The sequence below is a fragment of the Escherichia sp. HH41S genome (genome assembly GCF_009820115.1).
Taxonomy (GTDB): domain Bacteria; phylum Pseudomonadota; class Gammaproteobacteria; order Enterobacterales; family Enterobacteriaceae; genus Escherichia; species Escherichia coli_F.
In genome coordinates this window covers 52,615-72,867 of the sequence record NZ_VNXE01000020.1, presented here as the reverse complement: position 1 = coordinate 72,867, position 20,253 = coordinate 52,615, and the positions used below count along the sequence as shown (strand labels likewise).

Genomic DNA, 20,253 nt, shown 5'->3' with positions numbered 1-20,253 from the left:
GACGCGGAAATCACTCGGCTTCGTCCAGCCAGACTAATAAAATCGCTTCGAGGATTTTCTCGTTGGACGCCTGCGGGTCGTCGTCGAAATCTTCCAGATCGCAAATCCACTGATGCATATCAGTGAATCGAACCGTTTTCGGATCAAGATCGGGATATGCATCGTACAGTGCTTCGCCAATTTCGCGGCTATCGGTCCACTTAAGTCCCATACTAACCTCTGTTAATGCTCACGCGCATGGTTGATAGTGTAACGCGGAATTTCGACCACTAAATCTTCGTCGGTAACGCGCGCCTGGCAGCTTAAACGGCTTTCCGGCTCCAGCCCCCAGGCTTTGTCCAGCATGTCGTCTTCCTGCTCTGAGCTTTCCGGCAGCGAATCAAAACCTTCACGAACGATGCAGTGGCAGGTGGTGCAAGCACAGGATTTTTCACAGGCGTGTTCAATCTCGATGCCGTTACGCAGCGCAACGTCGAGAATGGTTTCACCGCTATTCGCTTCCAGAACAGCGCCATCAGGACAGAGATCCTGATGAGGTAAAATAACAATCTTTGGCATATTAAACCTCGTCCACGGAATGGCCCTTCAGCGCACGACGAACCGACTGGTCCATGCGGCGAGCGGCGAAATCCTGGGTTTGTTTGTCTACGTTTTTAATCGCTTGTTCGATGGCGTCAACATCATCGCCCTGCGCCACTTCACTCAGGTGAGCGGCAGCATCGTCAATGACCTGACGTTCTGCGGCGCTTAACAGCGCGGCATCAGCAGCCAGCGCGCCGTGCAAACTTTCCAGTACACGCGCTGCTTCTACTTTTTGTTCAGCCAGCATACGGGCTTTTACGTCCTGCTCGGCATAGCTCATTGAGTCTTTGATCATCGAAGCGATTTCACTGTCGGTCAGACCATAAGACGGTTTAACCTGAATACACGCCTCAACGCCGGTGGATTTCTCCATCGCCGTCACGCTCAAAAGACCATCAGCATCGACCTGAAACGTTACGCGAATATGCGCGCCGCCAGCCGGTAGCGCCGGAATACCACGCAGCGCAAAACGCGCCAGCGAGCGGCAGTCCTGCACCAGCTCACGCTCACCCTGCATTACATGGATAGACATCGCCGTCTGACCATCTTTAAAGGTGGTGAAATCCTGGGCGCGCGCCACCGGAATTGTGGTGTTACGCGGGATCACTTTCTCCACCAGGCCGCCCATGGTTTCCAGGCCCAGCGACAGCGGGATCACATCAAGCAACAGCATTTCGCTGTCCGGCTTATTACCCACCAGAATATCCGCCTGAATCGCCGCGCCAATAGCGACGACTTTATCCGGGTCGATGGAAGTCAGCGGTGGACGACCGAAAAATTCACCCACCCGTTCACGCACCAGCGGCACGCGGGTAGAACCACCAACCATCACCACTTCCAGTACGTCGTCAGCCTCAACGCCCGCGTCTTTCAGCGCACGACGACAAGCCAGTAAGGTTCGTTTTACCAATGGCGCGATCAGTTCATTGAATTGTTCACGGCTGATTTCACCCTGCCAGCCCGCAACATTCACGGTCACAGAGTCCGCATCGCTCAGCGCGATTTTGGCCGCAATGGCGGCATCCAGCAGTTCACGCTGAACGCGGTTATCGCTACGGTCAGGAATGCCCGCCTGTTCGCGAATGTAATCTGCTAACAGATGGTCAAAGTCATCGCCGCCGAGCGCGGAATCACCGCCGGTCGCCAGCACTTCGAACACGCCGCGACTTAAGCGAAGAATGGAAATATCAAACGTCCCGCCACCGAGGTCATAAACAGCGATCACGCCTTCCTGACCGGAGTCCAGTCCGTAGGCGATAGCCGCAGCGGTCGGTTCGTTAAGCAAGCGCAGAACATGCAGCCCAGCCAAACGCGCCGCGTCTTTGGTGCCCTGACGCTGGGCATCGTCAAAGTACGCCGGAACGGTGATAACGACACCATCCAAGTCGCCTGCCAGGGCTTCAGTTGCCCGCGCCGCCAGTGCTTTGAGGATGTCCGCAGAAACGCGCACCGGATTCAGCAATCCCGCTGCTGTTTCAATCATCGGCAAGCCGTTTTCGCTGGCCTGGAATTGATAAGGCAAATGCGGGTAGCGTTGCTGGATATCAGCCAGCGAGCGCCCCATCAGGCGTTTAACAGAACTAATGGTGTTGGCGGTGTCAAGCGCTGCGTTAGTGCGCGCGTCATAACCCACCGAATGCCCCTGCTGTTGATAGTGAACAACAGAGGGCAGCAGGTGACGGCCTTCATGGTCGGCTAACGTTTCGGCCTGACCGCTGCGTACTGTCGCCACCAGCGAGTTGGTTGTGCCCAGGTCAATACCGGCCGCCAGACGACGCTGATGCGGCGCAGCACTCAAACCAGGTTCACTAATTTGTAATAAGGCCATGTTTAGCTTCCAGAAATTAAAAATCGAGCAGTTTTTCTTCGAGTTGTTCGGCACTGCTTCGCAGTTTATCGAGAAAACGCAGCTTACGCACGGTATCCGCCGCCGCGTCCCACGTCTCGTTGTCTAACTGTTCAACCATCAACTGATGGCGGGTATCAAACATCTTTTTCACACGTTTGATAAAGCTTTCCAGCCGTGCTTCATCTTTCGCCTGTTCGATCTCGTCCAGTTCTTCGCGAAGCTCCAGCTGTTCCATCAGGAACGCGGTGTCGCGCACAGTATGCTGCTCGCTGGCGAGATCAAAACCGTGCAAAGAAAGTAAATATTCCGCGCGCATTAACGGATGACGCAGCGTTTGCCAGGCCTGGTTAATGGTTGCAGATTGCTGTACGGCGGCGAGTTGTTCCGCCTGGCTTCCGCTGGCGAATTTATCAGGATGATACTGACGTTGTAGATCCTGAAAACGCAGGCTCAGTGCCTGGGTATCGAGTTGATAACGGGCAGGCAAGCCAAAGAGGGTGAAGTAATCCATAACATTCTCAGGGCTGCGATCCGCCGCAATAACGACGAATCAGGTAAAACAAACCCCACGCGCAGCTGACCACGGTGGGGTTATCGGTATGCGCATCAAACGTGGAAGCTTTCGCCGCAACCACACTCATCTTTGACGTTCGGGTTGGTAAATTTAAACCCTTCGTTCAGGCCTTCTTTTACGAAATCCAGTTGCGTACCGTCCAGAAATTGCAGGCTTTTGCCATCGACCACGACTTTCACGCCTTTGTCTTCAAACACGATGTCTTCCGGCGTCGGTTCGTCAACAAATTCCAGTACATAAGCCATACCTGAACATCCGGAGGTTCTCACACCCAGACGCAGGCCAAACCCTTTGCCGCGGTTAGCCAGAAAGGTATTTACTCGCGCTGCTGCACTGTCGCTCAGTGTAATCGACATAACCAAACCTCAACTCTTATTTTGCTTCACGTTTGCTTTTATAGTCCGCAATGGCGGCTTTGATCGCGTCTTCTGCCAGAATAGAACAGTGAATTTTCACCGGCGGCAGTTCAAGTTCTTCAGCAATATCGGTGTTTTTGATCGCCTGTGCTTCGTCGAGAGACTTCCCTTTCACCCATTCGGTGACCAGGGAGCTGGAAGCGATAGCGGAACCGCAGCCGTAAGTTTTAAAACGCGCGTCTTCAATGATACCTTCATCGTTGACTTTAATCTGCAACTTCATCACGTCGCCACAGGCCGGTGCACCCACCATGCCACTGCCCACGTTCTCGTCGTTGTTGTCGAAGGAACCCACGTTACGCGGATTCTCGTAATGATCGATAACTTTTTCGCTGTAAGCCATTATAAATTCTCCTGATTCCGATACCGATTAATGATGTGCCCATTCGATGCTGTTCAGATCCACGCCCTGCTTGTACATTTCCCACAGCGGAGAAAGGTCACGCAGACGACCGATGGATTTACGAACTAACTCGATGGTGTAGTCGATCTCTTCTTCAGTAGTAAAACGACCTAAAGAGAAACGGATAGAGCTATGTGCCAGCTCGTCGTTCAGCCCCAGCGCGCGCAGCACGTAGGACGGTTCGAGGCTTGCTGACGTACAGGCAGAACCGGAAGAAACCGCAAGGTCTTTCAGCGCCATAATCAGCGACTCACCTTCAACGTAGTTAAAGCTGACGTTGAGAATGTTCGGCGCACCGTGTTCCAGGTCACCGTTCAGGTAAACTTCTTCGATATCTTTGATGCCGTTCCACAGACGGTTACGCAGGCCGCGCAGGCGTTCCATCTCGGTCGCCATCTCTTCTTTTGCGATGCGATAGGCTTCGCCCATCCCGACGATCTGGTGAACAGGCAGAGTACCGGAACGCATACCGCGCTCGTGACCGCCGCCGTGCATTTGTGCTTCGATACGTACGCGCGGTTTACGACGCACATACAGCGCACCGATACCTTTCGGGCCGTAGATTTTGTGACCGGAGAAAGACATCAGGTCAACTTTCAACTGGCTCAGGTCGATAGGCAGTTTGCCCACGCTCTGGGTTGCATCAACGTGATAGATAATGCCACGAGCACGGCACATTTCACCGATAGCCGCGATATCCTGCACCACGCCGATTTCGTTATTTACGTGCATGATGGAAACAAGGATGGTGTCATCACGCATCGCTGCTTCGAGTTCTTTCAGGTCGATAATACCGTTACGCTGCGGTGCCAGGTAAGTGACTTCAAAACCTTCGCGCTCCAGCTGACGGCAGGTATCCAGTACCGCTTTGTGTTCGGTTTTGCTGGTGATGATGTGCTTGCCTTTTTTCTGATAAAAGTTAGCAGCACCTTTGATCGCCAGGTTGTCAGATTCGGTAGCACCAGAGGTAAAGACGATTTCTCGCGGATCAGCGCCAACCAGATCGGCAATCTGATTACGAGCGATATCTACCGCTTCTTCAGCCTGCCAGCCGAAACGGTGAGAACGGGAGGCCGGGTTACCAAAAGTTCCGTCCATCGTCATAAACTGCATCATTTTCTCGGCAACACGCGGGTCCACCGGCGTGGTTGCGGAGTAGTCGAGATAAATCGGTAATTTCATTGCTCTATAAACTCCGTACATCACTCAATGCAAGGAACCAGGCTACCGGCTGGATGTACGACCGTGTTTACGGAGCGCGAGACGCCCCGGCCTGATTCTAATATCTTGTTATCTTTAACCTAACTGTTTCGGGTTTCAGCAAGTTGACAAACTTACGAATCTCCGGGAGCTTACATAAGTAAGTGACCGGAGTGAGTATGTGCAGTCAACGCAGATGCAACACGAAACAGGACGGTTAAATTAAGCGCGTAACTTAACGTCGATCGCGTCTTGTGTGCGGGTGCGTGGCGCGTCGTGAGTATGCTGACGACCAGATACATCCAGCACTTCCTGGTTATTAACCAGTTCGCCTAAAGTAATGTTGTTGAGAAAACCGGTGAGACGGTCGCTCAAATCACGCCAAAGCGCGTGGGTCAGGCATTTATCGCCCCCCTGGCAGCCGCCTTTACCCTGACAACGGGTGGCATCTACAGATTCATCAACGGCGCTAATCACTTCGCCAACGGCGATGCTGCTGGCATCTTTGCCTAACAGATAACCACCGCCTGGTCCGCGTACGCTGGAAACCAGACCATTTTTACGCAGACGGGAAAACAGTTGTTCCAGATAAGAAAGGGAAATTCCCTGACGTTCGGAAATATCAGCCAACGGTACCGGGCCCGCTTCAGAGTTGAGCGCAACGTCAAGCATTGCGGTCACGGCATAGCGCCCTTTAGATGTCAGTCTCATGTCTTACTTCACCTCAAACTCGCCCCTGCCCGGGGTTTTTTATTGTAAAAGTGGGGGTATTGCATAGCAGGGTCAAGTCTGACATTCCCGAGTAAATTGGTCAACTATTTACTTGACTGATTTAGTCGGGTATTTAACCTTCAGTGCCATTTTTTTATCGTGGCGTTTGTACCTGTTGTCGGGTGCGGCGTAAACACTTTATCCGACCAGGGGTTCAGTACAATGTAGGCCTGACAAGACGCGTTAAGCGCCGTATCAGGCAACCTCGGTTATTCGGCCTTGTTACCTTTATTCTGCTGCTCAATAGAAGCCAGAATCCCGCGCAGGATATTCAACTCCTGGCTTTCCGGGCGCGCACGGGTAAACAGACGACGCAGCTTATTCATCACCTGCCCCGGATGGTTTTCACGGATAAAGCCGGTTGCCAGCAGCGTTTGTTCAAGATGACCGTAAAAACGTTCCAGATCATCGACCAGCGGATACGGCGTCTCGTCATGTTCAACCTGCTCGCTGTTCTCCTGAGTCGCCAGCCAGGCCATGCGCACTTCATAGGCAATAACCTGAACAGCCATCGCCAGGTTAAGCGAACTGTATTCCGGGTTAGCGGCAATGGCGACATGATAATGGCACTTTTGCAACTCTTCATTGGTCAAGCCGACACGCTCACGACCAAAAACCAGTGCCACCGGCGTATTTGCCGCTTCAGCGACGCTTTTCAAACCGCATTCGCGCGGGTCGAGCATCGGCCACGGCAGCGTGCGCGAGCGTGCACTGGTGCCAACCACCAGGCTACAATCGGCTAACGCTTCGTCGAGTGTATCGACAATGTGAGCATTACCAATCACATCGCTGGCCCCTGCTGCCAGAGCAATCGCCTGGGAGTCAGGTTTCACTAGTGGATTAACCAGCCAGAGATTGGTTAAGCCCATTGTTTTCATGGCACGGGCAACAGAACCCATATTACCGGTGTGTGACGTCTCCACCAGCACAATTCGAATATTTTGCAGCATTGTCTTTCTTCATCTAAAGATTATTCACGCATCTTATCATAAAACGAAGACAGATGCCGATCTCGCTGCTATACTCTGCGCCGTTTTCCCGTTCTTTAACATCCAGTGAGAGAGACCGATGCATCCGATGCTGAACATCGCCGTGCGCGCAGCGCGCAAGGCGGGTAATTTAATTGCCAAAAACTATGAAACCCCGGACGCTGTAGAAGCGAGCCAGAAAGGCAGTAACGATTTCGTGACCAACGTAGATAAAGCTGCCGAAGCGGTGATTATCGACACGATTCGTAAATCTTACCCACAGCACACCATCATCACCGAAGAAAGCGGTGAACTTGAAGGTACCGATCAGGATGTTCAATGGGTTATCGATCCACTGGATGGCACTACCAACTTTATCAAACGCCTGCCGCACTTCGCGGTATCTATTGCCGTTCGTATCAAAGGCCGCACTGAAGTTGCTGTGGTTTATGATCCTATGCGTAACGAACTGTTCACCGCGACTCGCGGTCAGGGCGCACAGCTGAACGGCTACCGTCTGCGCGGCAGCACAGCTCGCGATCTCGACGGTACTATTCTGGCGACCGGCTTCCCGTTCAAAGCAAAACAGTACGCTACCACTTACATCAACATCGTCGGCAAACTGTTCAACGAATGTGCAGACTTCCGTCGTACTGGTTCTGCGGCGCTGGATCTGGCTTACGTTGCCGCAGGTCGTGTTGACGGTTTCTTTGAAATCGGTCTGCGTCCGTGGGATTTCGCCGCAGGTGAGCTGCTGGTTCGTGAAGCGGGCGGTATCGTCAGCGACTTCACCGGTGGTCATAACTACATGCTGACCGGTAACATCGTTGCCGGTAACCCGCGCGTTGTTAAAGCCATGCTGGCGAACATGCGTGACGAGTTAAGCGACGCCCTGAAGCGTTAATTTCTCTGGCGGGTGATTTCTCTCACCCGCCCTCGCCTTTCAGGCGCTATTCCGAAATGCTTCCGCTCTGCTTTACTTTCTTTCGTCACTCTCCCACCATCTTTCCCCGATTAATGGATGATAAAGAAGTCGCAAGGAAAGGTTATGGCACTGCCAGTGAACACACGCGTTCTCAAAATTCTGTTTATTCTCTTTGTTGTTGCCTTCTGCGTTTATTTAGTGCCGCGCGTTGCCATCAACTTCTTCTATTATCCCGACGACAAAATTTACGGTCCCGACCCCTGGTCGGCGGAATCCGTCGAATTTACAGCTAAGGACGGTACTCGTCTGCAAGGCTGGTTTATCCCTTCTTCGACAGGCCCCGCTGACAACGCCATCGCAACCATCATTCATGCTCACGGCAATGCCGGAAATATGTCCGCCCACTGGCCGCTGGTCAGTTGGTTACCCGAGCGTAATTTCAACGTTTTTATGTTTGATTATCGCGGGTTTGGTAAATCAAAAGGCACACCGTCTCAGGCCGGATTGCTGGACGATACGCTAAGTGCCATCAATGTGGTGCGCCATCGCAGTGATGTAAACCCACAACGACTGGTACTGTTCGGGCAGAGTATTGGCGGGGCGAATATTCTTGATGTTGTTGGTCAGGGTGATCGTGAGGGCATACGTGCAGTGATCCTCGACTCCACATTTGCCTCTTATGCAACCATCGCCAACCAGATGATCCCCGGCAGTGGCTACTTACTTGATGAGAGTTACAGCGGCGAAAATTACATCGCCAGCGTCAGCCCGATCCCAGTTTTACTCATTCACGGTAAGGCCGATCACGTTATCCCATGGCAGCACAGCCAAAAGTTGTATGATCTGGCAAAAGAGCCAAAACGTTTAATCTTAATCCCTGACGGCGAACACATTGATGCTTTTTCCGATCGTCACGGTGATGTTTATCGCGAACAAATAGTGGATTTTATCCTTAGCACGTTGAATCCGCACAACTAACCCATGATCGCTAGCGCGATAATCATTCACAAATCCACCTTTAGACGAGCTAATCCACTGGTCAGAACAGTTTAAGATGAGAAAAATTCTGTGACGCTTGCCAACATTTCTGATGATTAGCATTCCCTTCGCCATTTCCCTGAGCAAACTTTAGCTATTCTTATCAATTATGCTTATGGGAGATCTACAGATGATGCCTACGCTTGCTTCACCATCTGTCCTTTCGGCTCCCCAGCGCCGCTGCCAGATCTTGCTGACACTCTTTCAGCCGGGGTTGACCGCCACCACGGCAACCTTCAGCAAGCTTAATGGTGTGGATGATGATATTGCCAGTCTTGATATCAGCGAAACAGGACGGGAGATCCTGCGCTATCATCAACTCACACTGACTACTGGTTATGACGGTAGCTATCGGGTTGAAGGCACAGTGCTTAACCAACGTTTGTGTTTATTTCATTGGCTACGACGTGGTTTCCGTCTGTGTCCGTCATTTATTACCAGCCAATTCACACCTGCTCTGAAGAGTGAACTAAAGCGGCGCGGAATTTCGCGTAACTTTTACGACGATACCAATCTACAAGCGTTAGTGAATCTCTGCTCTCGACGGCTACAAAAACGCTTTGAATCGCGCGATATTCATTTCCTGTGTCTGTATCTGCAATATTGCTTGCTGCAACACCACGCTGGCATTACGCCTCAGTTTAATCCGCTCCAACGTCGCTGGGCAGAATCCTGCCTGGAATTTCAGGTAGCGCAGGAAATTGGACGCCACTGGCAGCGTCGGGCGCTCCAGCCTGTACCGCCTGATGAGCCACTATTTATGGCATTACTTTTTTCCATGTTGCGAGTTCCCGATCCAATTCGGGATGCGCATCAGCGGGATAGACAATTGCGTCAGTCTATCAAACGTCTGGTAAACCATTTTCGTGAGCTGGGAAATGTTCGTTTTTATGATGAACAGGGGTTATGCGATCAGCTTTATACTCACCTCGCCCAGGCGTTAAATCGCAGTTTGTTTGCCATCGGTATTGATAACACCCTGCCAGAAGAGTTCTCCAGACTGTACCCACGCCTGGTGCGCACCACCCGCGCGGCGCTGACCGGATTCGAAAGTGAATACAGCGTCCATCTTTCTGATGAGGAAAGCGGTCTGGTCGCGGTGATTTTCGGTGCCTGGCTAATGCAGGAAAACGACCTGCATGAAAAACAGATTATTCTACTGACCGGGAATGATAGCGAGCGTGAAGCGCAGATTGAGCAGCAGTTACGTGAACTAACGTTACTGCCGCTCAACATTAAGCATATGTCGGTAAAAGCATTTTTGCAGAGAGGTGCTCCACGCGGCGCGGCACTGATTATTGCGCCTTACACCACGCCGTTACCGCTCTTTTCACCACCGCTGATCTACACAGATCTGACGCTGACAACACACCAACAGGAGCAGATCCGCAAAATGCTCGAATCAGCATGAGGGAACAACTTTCGGGCGCAAGAACATTGCCGGAAGCGCCACCAGCGCCATCACCCAGAACACGCCGTGGCCCAGATATTGATACAGGAAACCGGCGAAGACGGTCATGATGGCGATACTACCGCCCATTGCAACGGCAGAGTAAACCGCCTGCAAACGAATGACTTCGCTACCCTGGCGGGCGGCAATATAACGCATGGCCGCCAGGTGGCAGACCGTGAAGGTGCCGCAATGCAGAATTTGCACTACTATCAACCACGGCAACGCCGTCGTTGCTCCCATAATTCCCCAGCGCATTACGCCGCTAATCGCCGAGATCAGCAGCATATCGCGTGCACTACAACGGCGGAAAAGTTTATTACTCAGCGCAAAAATAATGACTTCTGCCACCACGCCCAGCGACCACAAATAGCCCACCGCTGAAGCAGAATACCCAGCTGCCTGCCAGTAAATAGCGCTAAAACCGTAATAGGCTGCATGCGCTCCCTGTAATAAACAAACGCAGGCCAGAAAGCGCCAGTTCTGGCGGACCAGTGTCAGCCAGGCTGGCCCTCCCGTGCTCTCCTGCTGACGGCTAGCCCCTTGTGGCTGAATCGTTGGACGAATGAGAAATCCGAGCAGCATGGACGCCACGCCCAACGTCAACAGCGCGAGGATCACCCGATAATCCAACATACTGACCAGTTTGCCTGTCAGCGCCGAGCCAATGACAAACGCCACCGAGCCCCACAGTCGCACTTTGCCGTAATCAAGCGGGAACTGTTTTTGCCATGTATTCGCCAGTGCATCGGTCAACGGTACCAGCGGTGAGAAAAAGAGGTTAAAGCCAATCATCACCACCATCAACCACGCTACATGCGCCCCCGCCCAGAAGGCGACAGCAAAGAGAAGTGTCAACAGTGCCAGTACGCGCAAGGCGGAAATCAGGCGGGAAGGATCGCTAACGCGGGGCGCGATGAGCAAACTCCCGAGAAAACGGGCAACCAGACCAGCCCCCAATAACAGGCCGATAGTTTCTGGCGTTAAGCCAATCCCCTTAAGCCAGACGCTCCAGAAAGGTAGAAAAATGCCGTAACTAAAAAAGTATGTGAAATAACCGAGCGCCAACCAGCGCGTGGATTGCAAAACCATGAGTCCCTCCCGTCAGGAGGCGTTAGTCTGGGGTTAATCGAATGTTGGTGCAAGTTGAAAAATAAGAATATTCGAGCCTGCTTCCCGATGTCTGTAACGCCTGTTCGCAAGCACTAAAAAAGCTGCGCCCCACAACGCACCTTGCAAAATTATTGCGTATTTATGCCGTTACGCTTGCCAAACGTTCCTGCACAATGGCGATGAAATCGCGTAATGCCGGTTTCATTTCGCCTTTCTTCCACGCCATTAGTAGGGCAATGGAAGGCACATTTCCGGCAATTGGCCGAAATACCACCTGCCCGGTATTAAAATTATTCATATAACCGGGTATCAAAGTTACGCCAAGCCCCATCCCCACCAAATTCATCGTTACCAGAATATTGGTTGCCACCTGGACGATATTCGGCTGGCTGTTTTCTTGCGCAAACCACTCCTTAACGATCGGCGCAAGCGAACCGGAATACGCCGGATCGGTACTGACGAAATTCACGCCATCCAGCTGCGCGGCGGTGATCTCTTTTTCTTGTGCTAAAGGATGATCAACCGGCAACACCACCACTAATGGTTCGTCAAAAAGTTCCAGATAATCAATCTCCGGGCTATAGACAGGATGGCGCATTAAGCCGACATCCAGTTCACCACGGCGAATTTTTTCTTCCTGTTCCGTGGTAATTAAACTCACCAACTCGATCAAGGTTTCTGGCTGTTTCAGTCGGAACATGGGCAATACTTTTGGCAGTAAATTCACTTCCGCCGATGGCACAAAACCGATGATTAAATGCTTATCTTCCTGAACAATTTTCCGCGCCCGTAATTTGGCATTTTCCGCTTGTTCGAGGATTGCCAGCGCGTCCTGGAGAAAACATTCTCCCGCCGCCGTCAATGCGACTTTGCGCTTATCCCTCACCAGTAACGGAACACCGACACAGTTTTCAAGATCGCGGATCTGGCTGCTTAACGAAGGCTGTGAGGTATGCAGTTTTTCCGCCGCACGGGTAAAGTTCAGTGCCTGCGCCACTGCGACGAAATAGCGTAAATGCCGTAGTTCCATCACCTTCCCCTTGTTATCGAAAAAACGTCTCAGTTGGTAGAAATTAACTATTTCACATATCAGCAACCAACCAGCAACATCCTTATGGCACAAAAATAGAAGGTCAATACATCTTATCTTTCAGGATTAAAAAATATGACCACACCCTCAGATTTGAACATTTACCAACTGATTGACACCCAAAACGGTCGGGTTACTCCGCGTATTTATACCGACCCGGATATTTACCAACTGGAGCTTGAGCGCATTTTCGGTCGTTGCTGGCTGTTTCTCGCTCATGAAAGCCAGATCCCTAAACCCGGTGATTTTTTTAACACCTACATGGGAGAAGATGCGGTTGTCGTGGTGCGCCAAAAAGACGGCAGCATCAAGGCGTTTCTCAACCAATGCCGCCATCGAGCCATGCGTGTGAGTTATGCCGATTGCGGCAACACTCGCGCCTTTACCTGCCCGTATCATGGCTGGTCTTATGGTATTAACGGCGAGTTGATTGATGTACCGCTGGAACCTCGCGCCTACCCACAAGGGCTGTGTAAATCCCACTGGGGGTTAAACGAAGTTCCCTGTGTGGAGAGTTATAAGGGGCTGATTTTTGGCAACTGGGATACCTCCGCGCCGGGCCTGCGTGATTACCTGGGTGACATTGCCTGGTATCTGGATGGCATGCTGGATCGTCGCGAAGGCGGCACCGAAATTGTCGGCGGCGTACAAAAGTGGGTGATCAACTGCAACTGGAAATTCCCGGCAGAGCAGTTCGCCAGTGACCAGTATCATGCTCTGTTCAGCCATGCTTCTGCCGTTCAGGTATTAGGGGCGAAAGATGATGGCAGCGATAAGCGTCTCGGTGATGGACAAACCGCCCGCCCGGTGTGGGAAACCGCCAAAGATGCGCTGCAATTTGGTCAGGACGGTCACGGTAGCGGTTTCTTCTTTACTGAAAAACCGGATGCTAATGTCTGGGTCGATGGCGCGGTTTCCAGCTATTACCGCGAAACCTATGCCGAAGCAGAACAACGTTTAGGTGAAGTTCGCGCCCTGCGCCTGGCGGGTCATAACAATATTTTCCCCACGCTTTCCTGGCTCAACGGCACTGCCACACTCCGCGTCTGGCATCCGCGCGGCCCTGATCAAGTTGAAGTGTGGGCGTTCTGTATTACTGACAAAGCCGCCTCCGATGAAGTTAAAGCCGCTTTTGAAAACAGCGCCACCCGCGCTTTTGGTCCTGCTGGTTTTCTTGAGCAGGATGACTCGGAGAACTGGTGTGAAATCCAGAAATTGCTGAAAGGTCACCGCGCCCGCAACAGCAAACTGTGTCTGGAAATGGGGCTTGGTCAGGAAAAACGTCGCGACGACGGCATTCCAGGCATTACAAACTATATCTTCTCAGAAACGGCCGCCCGTGGAATGTATCAACGCTGGGCCGATCTCCTGAGCAGCGAAAGCTGGCAGGAAGTGCTCGATAAAACCGCCGCATACCAGCAGGAGGTGATGAAATGAGTGCGCAGGTTTCACTGGAGTTACATCACCGCATTAGCCAGTTTCTCTATCACGAAGCCAGTCTGCTGGATGACTGGAAATTTCGTGACTGGCTGGCGCAGCTCGACGAAGAGATTCGTTACACCATGCGCACCACGGTTAACGCGCAAACGCGTGACCGCCGCAAAGGCGTTCAGCCACCGACAACCTGGATTTTTAATGACACCAAAGACCAGCTGGAGCGGCGAATCGCGCGTCTGGAAACGGGCATGGCCTGGGCGGAAGAGCCGCCGTCGCGCACCCGTCACTTAATCAGCAACTGCCAGGTAAGCGAAACCGACACCCCAGACGTGTTTGCTGTTCGGGTAAATTATCTGCTTTATCGGGCACAAAAAGAGCGCGATGAAACGTTCTATGTCGGGACTCGTTTTGACAAAGTTCGTCGTCTGGAAGATGGCAACTGGCGCTTGCTGGAACGGGATATCGTCCTGGATCAAGCGGTGATCACGTCCCATAACCTGAGTGTACTGTTCTGATGAATCGAATTTATGCGTGTCCCGTTGCGGATGTGCCGGAGGGTGAGGCTCTCCGGATCGATACCTCGCCCGTCATCGCCCTGTTCAACGTTGGCGGCGAGTTTTATGCCATTAACGATCGTTGCAGTCATGGTAATGCGTCGATGTCAGAAGGGTATCTGGAAGATGATGCTACGGTAGAGTGCCCACTGCACGCCGCCAGCTTTTGCCTGAAAACGGGGAAAGCGTTATGCCTGCCCGCCACCGATCCGCTAACCACTTATCCAGTACATGTTGAAGGTGGTGATATCTTCATCGACTTACCGGAGGCGCAGCCATGAGCGATCTGCATAACGAGTCCATCTTTATTACTGGTGGCGGATCGGGATTAGGACTGGCACTGGTCGAGCGATTTATCGAAGAAGGCGCGCAGGTTGCCACGCTGGAACTGTCGGCGGCAAAAGTCGCCAATCTGCGTCAGCGATTTGGCGAACATATTCTGGCGGTGGAAGGTAACGTGACCTGCTATGCCGATTATCAACGCGCGGTCGATCAGATCCTGACTCGTTCTGGCAAGCTGGATTGTTTTATCGGCAATGCGGGCATCTGGGATCACAATGCCTCACTGGTTAATACTCCCGCAGAGACGCTCGAAACCGGCTTCCACGAGCTGTTTAACGTCAACGTACTCGGTTACCTGCTCGGCGCAAAAGCCTGCGCTCCGGCGTTAATCGCCAGTGAAGGCAGCATGATTTTCACACTGTCAAATGCCGCCTGGTATCCCGGCGGCGGTGGCCCGCTGTACACCGCCAGTAAACATGCCGCAACCGGACTTATTCGCCAACTGGCCTATGAACTGGCACCGAAAGTACGGGTGAATGGCGTTGGGCCATGCGGTATGGCCAGCGATCTACGCGGCCCACAGGCGCTCGGGCAAAGTGAAACCTCGATAATGCAGTCTCTGACGCCGGAGAAAATTGCCGCCATATTACCGCTGCAATTTTTCCCGCAACTGGCGGATTTTACGGGTCCGTATGTGATGTTGGCATCGCGGCGCAATAATCGCGCATTAAGCGGGGTGATGATCAACGCTGATGCGGGATTAGCTATTCGCGGAATTCGCCACGTAGCGGCAGGGCTGGATCTTTAAGGAAGTACGATGAAAGAAAAAACGATCATTATTGTCGGTGGCGGGCAAGCGGCGGCCATGGCTGCGGCTTCGCTACGCCAGCAAGGGTTCACCGGTGAGCTGCATTTGTTTTCAGATGAGCAGCATCTTCCATATGAACGTCCACCGCTCTCGAAAGCCATGTTGCTGGAGGATTCCCCACAGTTGCAGTCGGTGTTACCCGCTAACTGGTGGCAGGAAAACAATGTTCATCTGCATTCTGGCGTAACCATCAAAACGCTGGGCCGCGACACACGAGAACTTGCGTTAGCCAACGGCGAAAGCTGGCACTGGGATCAGCTGTTTATTGCTACTGGCGCGGCAGCCCGACCGCTGCCATTGCTTGACGCACTGGGAGAACGCTGCTTTACCCTGCGCCATGCCGGCGATGCCGCCAGACTGCGAGAAGTTCTGCAGCCCGAACGGTCAGTCGTGATTGTCGGTGCCGGAACTATTGGTCTGGAACTGGCTGCCAGCGCCACGCAGCGTGGATGTAAGGTGACAGTGATTGAACTGGCGGCAACCGTCATGGGCCGTAATGCACCACCACCCGTGCAACACTATCTTTTACAGCGCCATCAGCAGGCTGGTGTGCGCATTCTGCTCAATAATGCCATTGAACATGTGGTCGATGGTGAAAAAGTAGAACTGACGCTGCAAAGTGGCGAAACGCTTCAGGCCGATGTGGTGATTTACGGTATTGGTATCAGCGCCAACGACCAACTGGCTCGCGAGGCCAACCTTGATACTGCCAATGGTATTGTCATTGATGAAGCTTGCCGCACCTGCGATCCCGCGATCTTTGCCGGTGGCGATGTGGCAATCACCCGTCTTGATAATGGTGCACTACACCGCTGCGAAAGCTGGGAAAACGCCAATAACCAGGCGCAAATTGCCGCTGCCGCAATGTTGGGGCTACCGCTTCCGCGACTGCCGCCGCCGTGGTTCTGGAGCGATCAGTACAGTGATAACTTACAGTTTATTGGCGATATGCATGGCGATGACTGGATTTGTCGTGGCAACCCGGAAACTCAGAAGGCGATTTGGTTTAATCTGCAAAACGGCGTGCTTATCGGTGCAGTCACGCTGAATCAGGGCCGTGAGATTCGCCCAATCCGCAAATGGATCCAGAGCGGCAAAACGTTTGATGCGAAACTGCTGATAGATGAGGACATCGCGCTTAAATCACTGTAACCAGGATAATTAGCGAATATCTCAACGCCTGGGGCGTGGCGAGGTACCAGAGTGTGTATTACGTTTAAATCACATTATCTTGCAAAGGGATTGGTTATGAACACACTACGTTATTTTGATTTTGGTGCTGCCCGCCCCGTTTTGTTATTAATTGCCCGTATCGCCGTGGTCTTAATTTTCATTATTTTTGGTTTTCCCAAAATGATGGGCTTTGACGGTACGGTCCAATATATGGCCTCGCTGGGCGCGCCGATGCCGATGCTGGCAGCGATTATTGCGGTAGTTATGGAAGTACCCGCCGCGATTTTAATCGTGCTTGGCTTTTTCACCCGTCCGCTGGCGGTGCTGTTTATTTTCTACACGCTGGGTACGGCGGTGATTGGTCACCATTACTGGGATATGACCGGCGATGCGGTTGGGCCAAATATGATTAATTTCTGGAAGAATGTCAGTATCGCTGGCGCATTCCTGCTGTTGGCAATTACCGGGCCGGGGGCAATTTCTCTCGATCGGCGTTAGGAAAGATGCCGGATGCGGCGTGAACGCCTTATCCGGCATTTTATAAATTACAGTAACGCAACCCGCAACGACATCTCTGACGTTGTTGATTCCCCCGGCGCAAGCGCAATGAGGTCACCTCCTTCCGGGCGATGATGGTCATCCGGCGCATGGCTCATCGGTTCCAGACAGAAGAAATCAAACGCATATCCTTTATCAAACGCCGGGTCGGAAACAAAGATGAAATAACATGGTGCAGGTGGCGTCGTTTCCATGATGATGGCATAACCCTCCTGCGGCTGCTCGATGCGGGCCTGACCATTCCGTCCGGCAAAGCCATTGTTTACCCACTGGTGCGGCAACGGCGCGAGCTGGTTGAAATCCAGCTCCTGCGGTAGCTGCTCGCAAAACTCACCCGCCAGCCACTGCTCCCGCTCCAGCCAGTAACCGCTCGCCTGCGCCTGAATCCGCGTTTGTGGTGACAACGGGAAATAAGGATGCCAGCCGGTACCAAATGGCAGCGTCTCTGCCCCTTGATTGGTGACAGAGAGCGTCACCGTCAGCGTATCTGCCGTTAAATGAAACGCCTGACTTACCCGATAGTGATAAACACCGCTGCGATGTTCATACACCAGACACAAGCTATCATCGCTGCGCGAGACACATTGCCACTGCCCCAGCCAGCCGTCGCCGTGCAGATAGTGCGCATCCCACTCAACATTCGGTTGCAGTTGATACTCACGCCCCTGCCAGACAAAACGATTGCCGCTCACCCGGTTTGCAAACGGCACCAGCGGAAAACAAGAGGCATCGGTTGCCACACCGCTTTTTTTACCGGGACGTAAGAGCGGCGTCGCGTCACGCCAGAAGCCTTCGATGACGCCGCCCCGGTCAGAAACGTCCAGCTTTAGCGGCCCGTGAGATAAGGTATAGATGGTCATCCGCTGACTCCTTAATCCGGGAAGTTAATCACAACTTTCCCGCATTTACCGCTCGCCATCAGCGCATAGGCATCTCCTGCCTGTTCCAGTGAGAAGCGATGGGTAATGGCATTACGCGGCCACAGTTTCCAGTCCGTTAAATCGTGGGCGCATTTTTCCATATGGAACAGACTGGTCACCCAGGAGCCAATAATCCGCCGTTGATGATGCATCAGATCAGCGCTAACCTCGAACTCCACTTTTCCGGTTTCCCCGATGTAAACCACCCGTCCCCAGTCAGCAGTGGATTGCAACGCCAGTAAGCGACCTGCGGCATTACCTGAACAATCGAGCGCAACATCCGCGCCACCGCGGGTGAGTTCGGCGATAATCTGCGGCAGACCTTCGGTCGTTGCTAAATAGCCGTGATCCATCACCCCTAACTGTTTCGCCATCGCCAGACGTTCCGGCAGCATATCAACGCCGATGATCCTTTTTGCACCGCGACCTTTCGCCAGCATCATCGCCATCATGCCGACCGGCCCCAGACCGACCACCAGCACGTTATCACTGCCGGAAACTTCGCCGCGCAAAATCCCTTCATACGCTGTACCAACGCCGCAACTGATAAACGCACCATCTTCATAGCTCAGCGCGTCCGGCAGGAGGATCAGATCTTTTTCTTCCGCCAGCAGATATTCGGCATGACCGCCGTCACGCTGCCAGCCGTAAGCGGCTTTTCCTTCGCCAGTACAAGAGATAGGAAAACCGCGACGGCAGTTCGGGCAAAAACCACAGCCAGAAATGTGATACACCAGCACGCGGTCGCCCTCTTTAAAATGGCGACAGCCTTGCCCCATCGCCACAATTTGCCCGCACGGTTCATGACCATTGATAAATCCCTGGTATAACGGTTTATCGGGAGCCGCCGCTGTGGCGCGGTGTTGATGATAGATATAGTGGACATCGCTTCCGCAAATCCCGGAGGATTTCATTTTAATCAGTACCTGGTTAATCCCCGGTGTCGGCACCGCAACTTCCCGCAGATCGACGGTCGAATTTCCTGGTAAATAAGCTGCCAGCATCGTTTTCATAATTCCCTCATTAACAATACGATTAATTTTCATCCCTGCCGCACCCGCGCCAGGGGGGTTAAGGTTTAGCGTTTCGCTTTACTGCTTCGCTGGGTCAGCAAGATATTCGCCAGAACCGCCACCACGATGATGACGCCGCGCACCACCTGCTGGAAAAAAGAGTTAATCCCGAGCAACACCAGACCGTTACCGATTAGCGTAATCACCAGCACACCAAGCAACGTACCGAACAAGGAACCGCGACCGCCGGAAAGTGCCGTACCGCCGACCACGACCGCGGCGATGACGTCAAACTCCAGACCGTTTGCCGCACCTGCGTTACCAGAACCGAGGCGAGCTGCCAGCAAAATGCCGGTCACCGCCGCTAATAATCCCGAAAGGGTAAAAATAAGAATGCGCACCCGACGAACGTTGATACCGCACAACTGCGCTGCCGTCGCATTACCGCCAACAGCAAAAACCGAGCGCCCGAAGGCGGTTTTGCGGCTGATGAACACAAACAGCGCAAACAACACCATCATGATCAGCGCGGATACTGGCACACCGAGAAATTGTCCCCCCAGCCAGTCCAGTACCTCGTTTTCGTCAATCGGCACTGGCAGGGCGTTAGTCATAAACAGCCCCATTCCGCGCAGGGCGCTCCACAGCCCCAGCGTGGCAACGAAACTGGGCACGTTAAACACGCCGCGCAGCACGCCGGCCAGCGTCCCCATCAGCGCGCCTAACAGCAACACCAGCAGACAAGCAATCGCCAGCGGAACGTTAAATTGCAGCAAAAATGCCAGGCACACCGAGACAAAAGCCACCATCGGTCCGACGCTGACATCAATTTCACCGGAGATAATAATCAGCGTCATCGCCCAGGCGGCGATCCCGATGGTGGCAGCATCGCGCAGCACGTTCATTTGGTTATTCAATGAGATAAAGCCAGGCGCATTCAGGGAGAAGACCAGATAAAGAATGGCGATTACCACCAGCAAACCGATCTCATTAATATGGCGACTGACAAATTGTTTGAGCGAGACGCTCTTGCCCTGCGGCAATGATAATGACGAAGCAGACATCTTCA

At 52.9% G+C, this 20,253-nt stretch carries 23 protein-coding genes; 9 read left to right on the top strand and 14 right to left on the bottom strand.

What is annotated here, in order from left to right; translation table 11 throughout:
• Positions 1–10 precede the first annotated feature (10 nt).
• From iscX to trmJ, 9 genes are all read right to left on the bottom strand, one after another.
• Positions 11–211 (bottom strand): Fe-S cluster assembly protein IscX, encoded by a 201-nt coding sequence (gene iscX / locus FQZ95_RS05515; protein WP_000523616.1) that lies wholly within the window; start codon positions 209–211, stop codon positions 11–13.
• A gap of 11 nt (positions 212–222) precedes the next feature.
• The gene (gene fdx / locus FQZ95_RS05510; RefSeq protein WP_001124471.1) at positions 223–558 is read right to left on the bottom strand and encodes an ISC system 2Fe-2S type ferredoxin; all 336 of its coding nucleotides are present in this window, start codon (positions 556–558) and stop codon (positions 223–225) included.
• Between the two features lies 1 nt (position 559).
• A complete protein-coding gene (hscA, locus tag FQZ95_RS05505) occupies positions 560–2,410 on the bottom strand; it encodes a Fe-S protein assembly chaperone HscA (RefSeq protein WP_160529966.1) in 1,851 nt (616 codons plus the stop codon).
• Positions 2,411–2,426: 16 nt separating this feature from the next.
• Entirely contained in the window at positions 2,427–2,942 is a 516-nt protein-coding gene (gene hscB, locus FQZ95_RS05500) for a co-chaperone HscB (protein WP_000384413.1), read from the bottom strand.
• Between the two features lie 95 nt (positions 2,943–3,037).
• Complete coding sequence (gene iscA / locus FQZ95_RS05495; RefSeq protein WP_000028953.1) at positions 3,038–3,361, bottom strand: iron-sulfur cluster assembly protein IscA; 324 nt, start codon at positions 3,359–3,361, stop codon at positions 3,038–3,040.
• Positions 3,362–3,377: 16 nt separating this feature from the next.
• Positions 3,378–3,764 carry a Fe-S cluster assembly scaffold IscU gene (gene iscU / locus FQZ95_RS05490; protein ID WP_000331707.1) on the bottom strand — a complete coding sequence of 129 codons (387 nt, stop codon included), beginning with the start codon at positions 3,762–3,764 and terminating at the stop codon, positions 3,378–3,380.
• A gap of 27 nt (positions 3,765–3,791) precedes the next feature.
• Positions 3,792–5,006, bottom strand: coding sequence for a cysteine desulfurase (gene iscS / locus FQZ95_RS05485; protein ID WP_001295373.1), 1,215 nt, complete (start codon positions 5,004–5,006; stop codon positions 3,792–3,794).
• Positions 5,007–5,246: 240 nt separating this feature from the next.
• Entirely contained in the window at positions 5,247–5,735 is a 489-nt protein-coding gene (iscR, locus tag FQZ95_RS05480; RefSeq protein ID WP_001241357.1) for a Fe-S cluster assembly transcriptional regulator IscR, read from the bottom strand.
• A gap of 269 nt (positions 5,736–6,004) precedes the next feature.
• Complete coding sequence (gene trmJ, locus FQZ95_RS05475) at positions 6,005–6,745, bottom strand: tRNA (cytosine(32)/uridine(32)-2'-O)-methyltransferase TrmJ (RefSeq protein ID WP_160529965.1); 741 nt, start codon at positions 6,743–6,745, stop codon at positions 6,005–6,007.
• Positions 6,746–6,863: 118 nt separating this feature from the next.
• On the opposite strand from trmJ, the gene suhB reads away from it, so the two are divergent.
• The 3 genes from suhB to csiE all read left to right on the top strand — a co-directional run bounded on the left by suhB (position 6,864) and on the right by csiE (position 10,137).
• Entirely contained in the window at positions 6,864–7,667 is an 804-nt protein-coding gene (gene suhB / locus FQZ95_RS05470) for an inositol-1-monophosphatase (protein WP_000553451.1), read from the top strand.
• 144 nt (positions 7,668–7,811) lie between these two features.
• Positions 7,812–8,666, top strand: coding sequence for an alpha/beta hydrolase (locus FQZ95_RS05465; protein ID WP_024212144.1), 855 nt, complete (start codon positions 7,812–7,814; stop codon positions 8,664–8,666).
• A 190-nt stretch (positions 8,667–8,856) separates the two neighbouring features.
• Positions 8,857–10,137, top strand: coding sequence for a stationary phase inducible protein CsiE (gene csiE / locus FQZ95_RS05460; RefSeq protein ID WP_032184892.1), 1,281 nt, complete (start codon positions 8,857–8,859; stop codon positions 10,135–10,137).
• Here csiE and FQZ95_RS05455 read toward each other — a convergent pair.
• Together FQZ95_RS05455 and hcaR are read right to left on the bottom strand one after the other, a co-directional pair.
• Positions 10,129–11,268 (bottom strand): 3-phenylpropionate MFS transporter, encoded by a 1,140-nt coding sequence (locus FQZ95_RS05455; RefSeq protein ID WP_032184893.1) that lies wholly within the window; start codon positions 11,266–11,268, stop codon positions 10,129–10,131. The two genes, csiE and FQZ95_RS05455, sit on opposite strands and share 9 nt — an antisense overlap.
• 160 nt (positions 11,269–11,428) lie before the next feature.
• Positions 11,429–12,319 (bottom strand): DNA-binding transcriptional regulator HcaR, encoded by an 891-nt coding sequence (gene hcaR / locus FQZ95_RS05450; protein WP_160529964.1) that lies wholly within the window; start codon positions 12,317–12,319, stop codon positions 11,429–11,431.
• Between the two features lie 135 nt (positions 12,320–12,454).
• Between hcaR and hcaE the strand changes: the two genes are divergently transcribed.
• From hcaE to FQZ95_RS05420, 6 genes are all read left to right on the top strand, one after another.
• Complete coding sequence (gene hcaE / locus FQZ95_RS05445) at positions 12,455–13,816, top strand: 3-phenylpropionate/cinnamic acid dioxygenase subunit alpha (RefSeq protein ID WP_000211172.1); 1,362 nt, start codon at positions 12,455–12,457, stop codon at positions 13,814–13,816.
• Positions 13,813–14,331 carry a 3-phenylpropionate/cinnamic acid dioxygenase subunit beta gene (gene hcaF / locus FQZ95_RS05440; protein WP_160529963.1) on the top strand — a complete coding sequence of 173 codons (519 nt, stop codon included), beginning with the start codon at positions 13,813–13,815 and terminating at the stop codon, positions 14,329–14,331. Before hcaE ends, hcaF begins: the two co-directional genes overlap by 4 nt.
• Entirely contained in the window at positions 14,331–14,651 is a 321-nt protein-coding gene (locus FQZ95_RS05435; protein WP_001080102.1) for a bifunctional 3-phenylpropionate/cinnamic acid dioxygenase ferredoxin subunit, read from the top strand. The genes hcaF and FQZ95_RS05435 overlap by 1 nt, the downstream gene beginning before the upstream one ends.
• Positions 14,648–15,460: a 3-phenylpropionate-dihydrodiol/cinnamic acid-dihydrodiol dehydrogenase gene (gene hcaB / locus FQZ95_RS05430; protein ID WP_160529962.1), complete on the top strand. Its 813-nt coding sequence runs from the start codon at positions 14,648–14,650 to the stop codon at positions 15,458–15,460. The genes FQZ95_RS05435 and hcaB overlap by 4 nt, the downstream gene beginning before the upstream one ends.
• Positions 15,461–15,469: 9 nt before the next feature.
• Positions 15,470–16,672, top strand: a complete 1,203-nt coding sequence (gene hcaD, locus FQZ95_RS05425; RefSeq protein WP_160529961.1) for a phenylpropionate dioxygenase ferredoxin reductase subunit — start codon at positions 15,470–15,472, stop codon at positions 16,670–16,672.
• 96 nt (positions 16,673–16,768) lie between these two features.
• Positions 16,769–17,191 (top strand): DoxX family protein, encoded by a 423-nt coding sequence (locus FQZ95_RS05420; protein ID WP_001094726.1) that lies wholly within the window; start codon positions 16,769–16,771, stop codon positions 17,189–17,191.
• 47 nt (positions 17,192–17,238) lie between these two features.
• On the opposite strand, the gene FQZ95_RS05415 is transcribed toward FQZ95_RS05420, so the two are convergent.
• Genes FQZ95_RS05415 through FQZ95_RS05405 form a run of 3 tightly spaced genes read right to left on the bottom strand, consistent with a single transcriptional unit; the run spans position 17,239 to position 20,248 of the window.
• Complete coding sequence (locus FQZ95_RS05415; protein WP_160529960.1) at positions 17,239–18,111, bottom strand: aldose 1-epimerase; 873 nt, start codon at positions 18,109–18,111, stop codon at positions 17,239–17,241.
• Between the two features lie 11 nt (positions 18,112–18,122).
• Positions 18,123–19,217, bottom strand: coding sequence for a zinc-dependent alcohol dehydrogenase family protein (locus FQZ95_RS05410; RefSeq protein ID WP_160529959.1), 1,095 nt, complete (start codon positions 19,215–19,217; stop codon positions 18,123–18,125).
• A gap of 32 nt (positions 19,218–19,249) precedes the next feature.
• Positions 19,250–20,248: an ABC transporter permease gene (locus FQZ95_RS05405; protein WP_039020969.1), complete on the bottom strand. Its 999-nt coding sequence runs from the start codon at positions 20,246–20,248 to the stop codon at positions 19,250–19,252.
• Positions 20,249–20,253 lie beyond the last annotated feature (5 nt).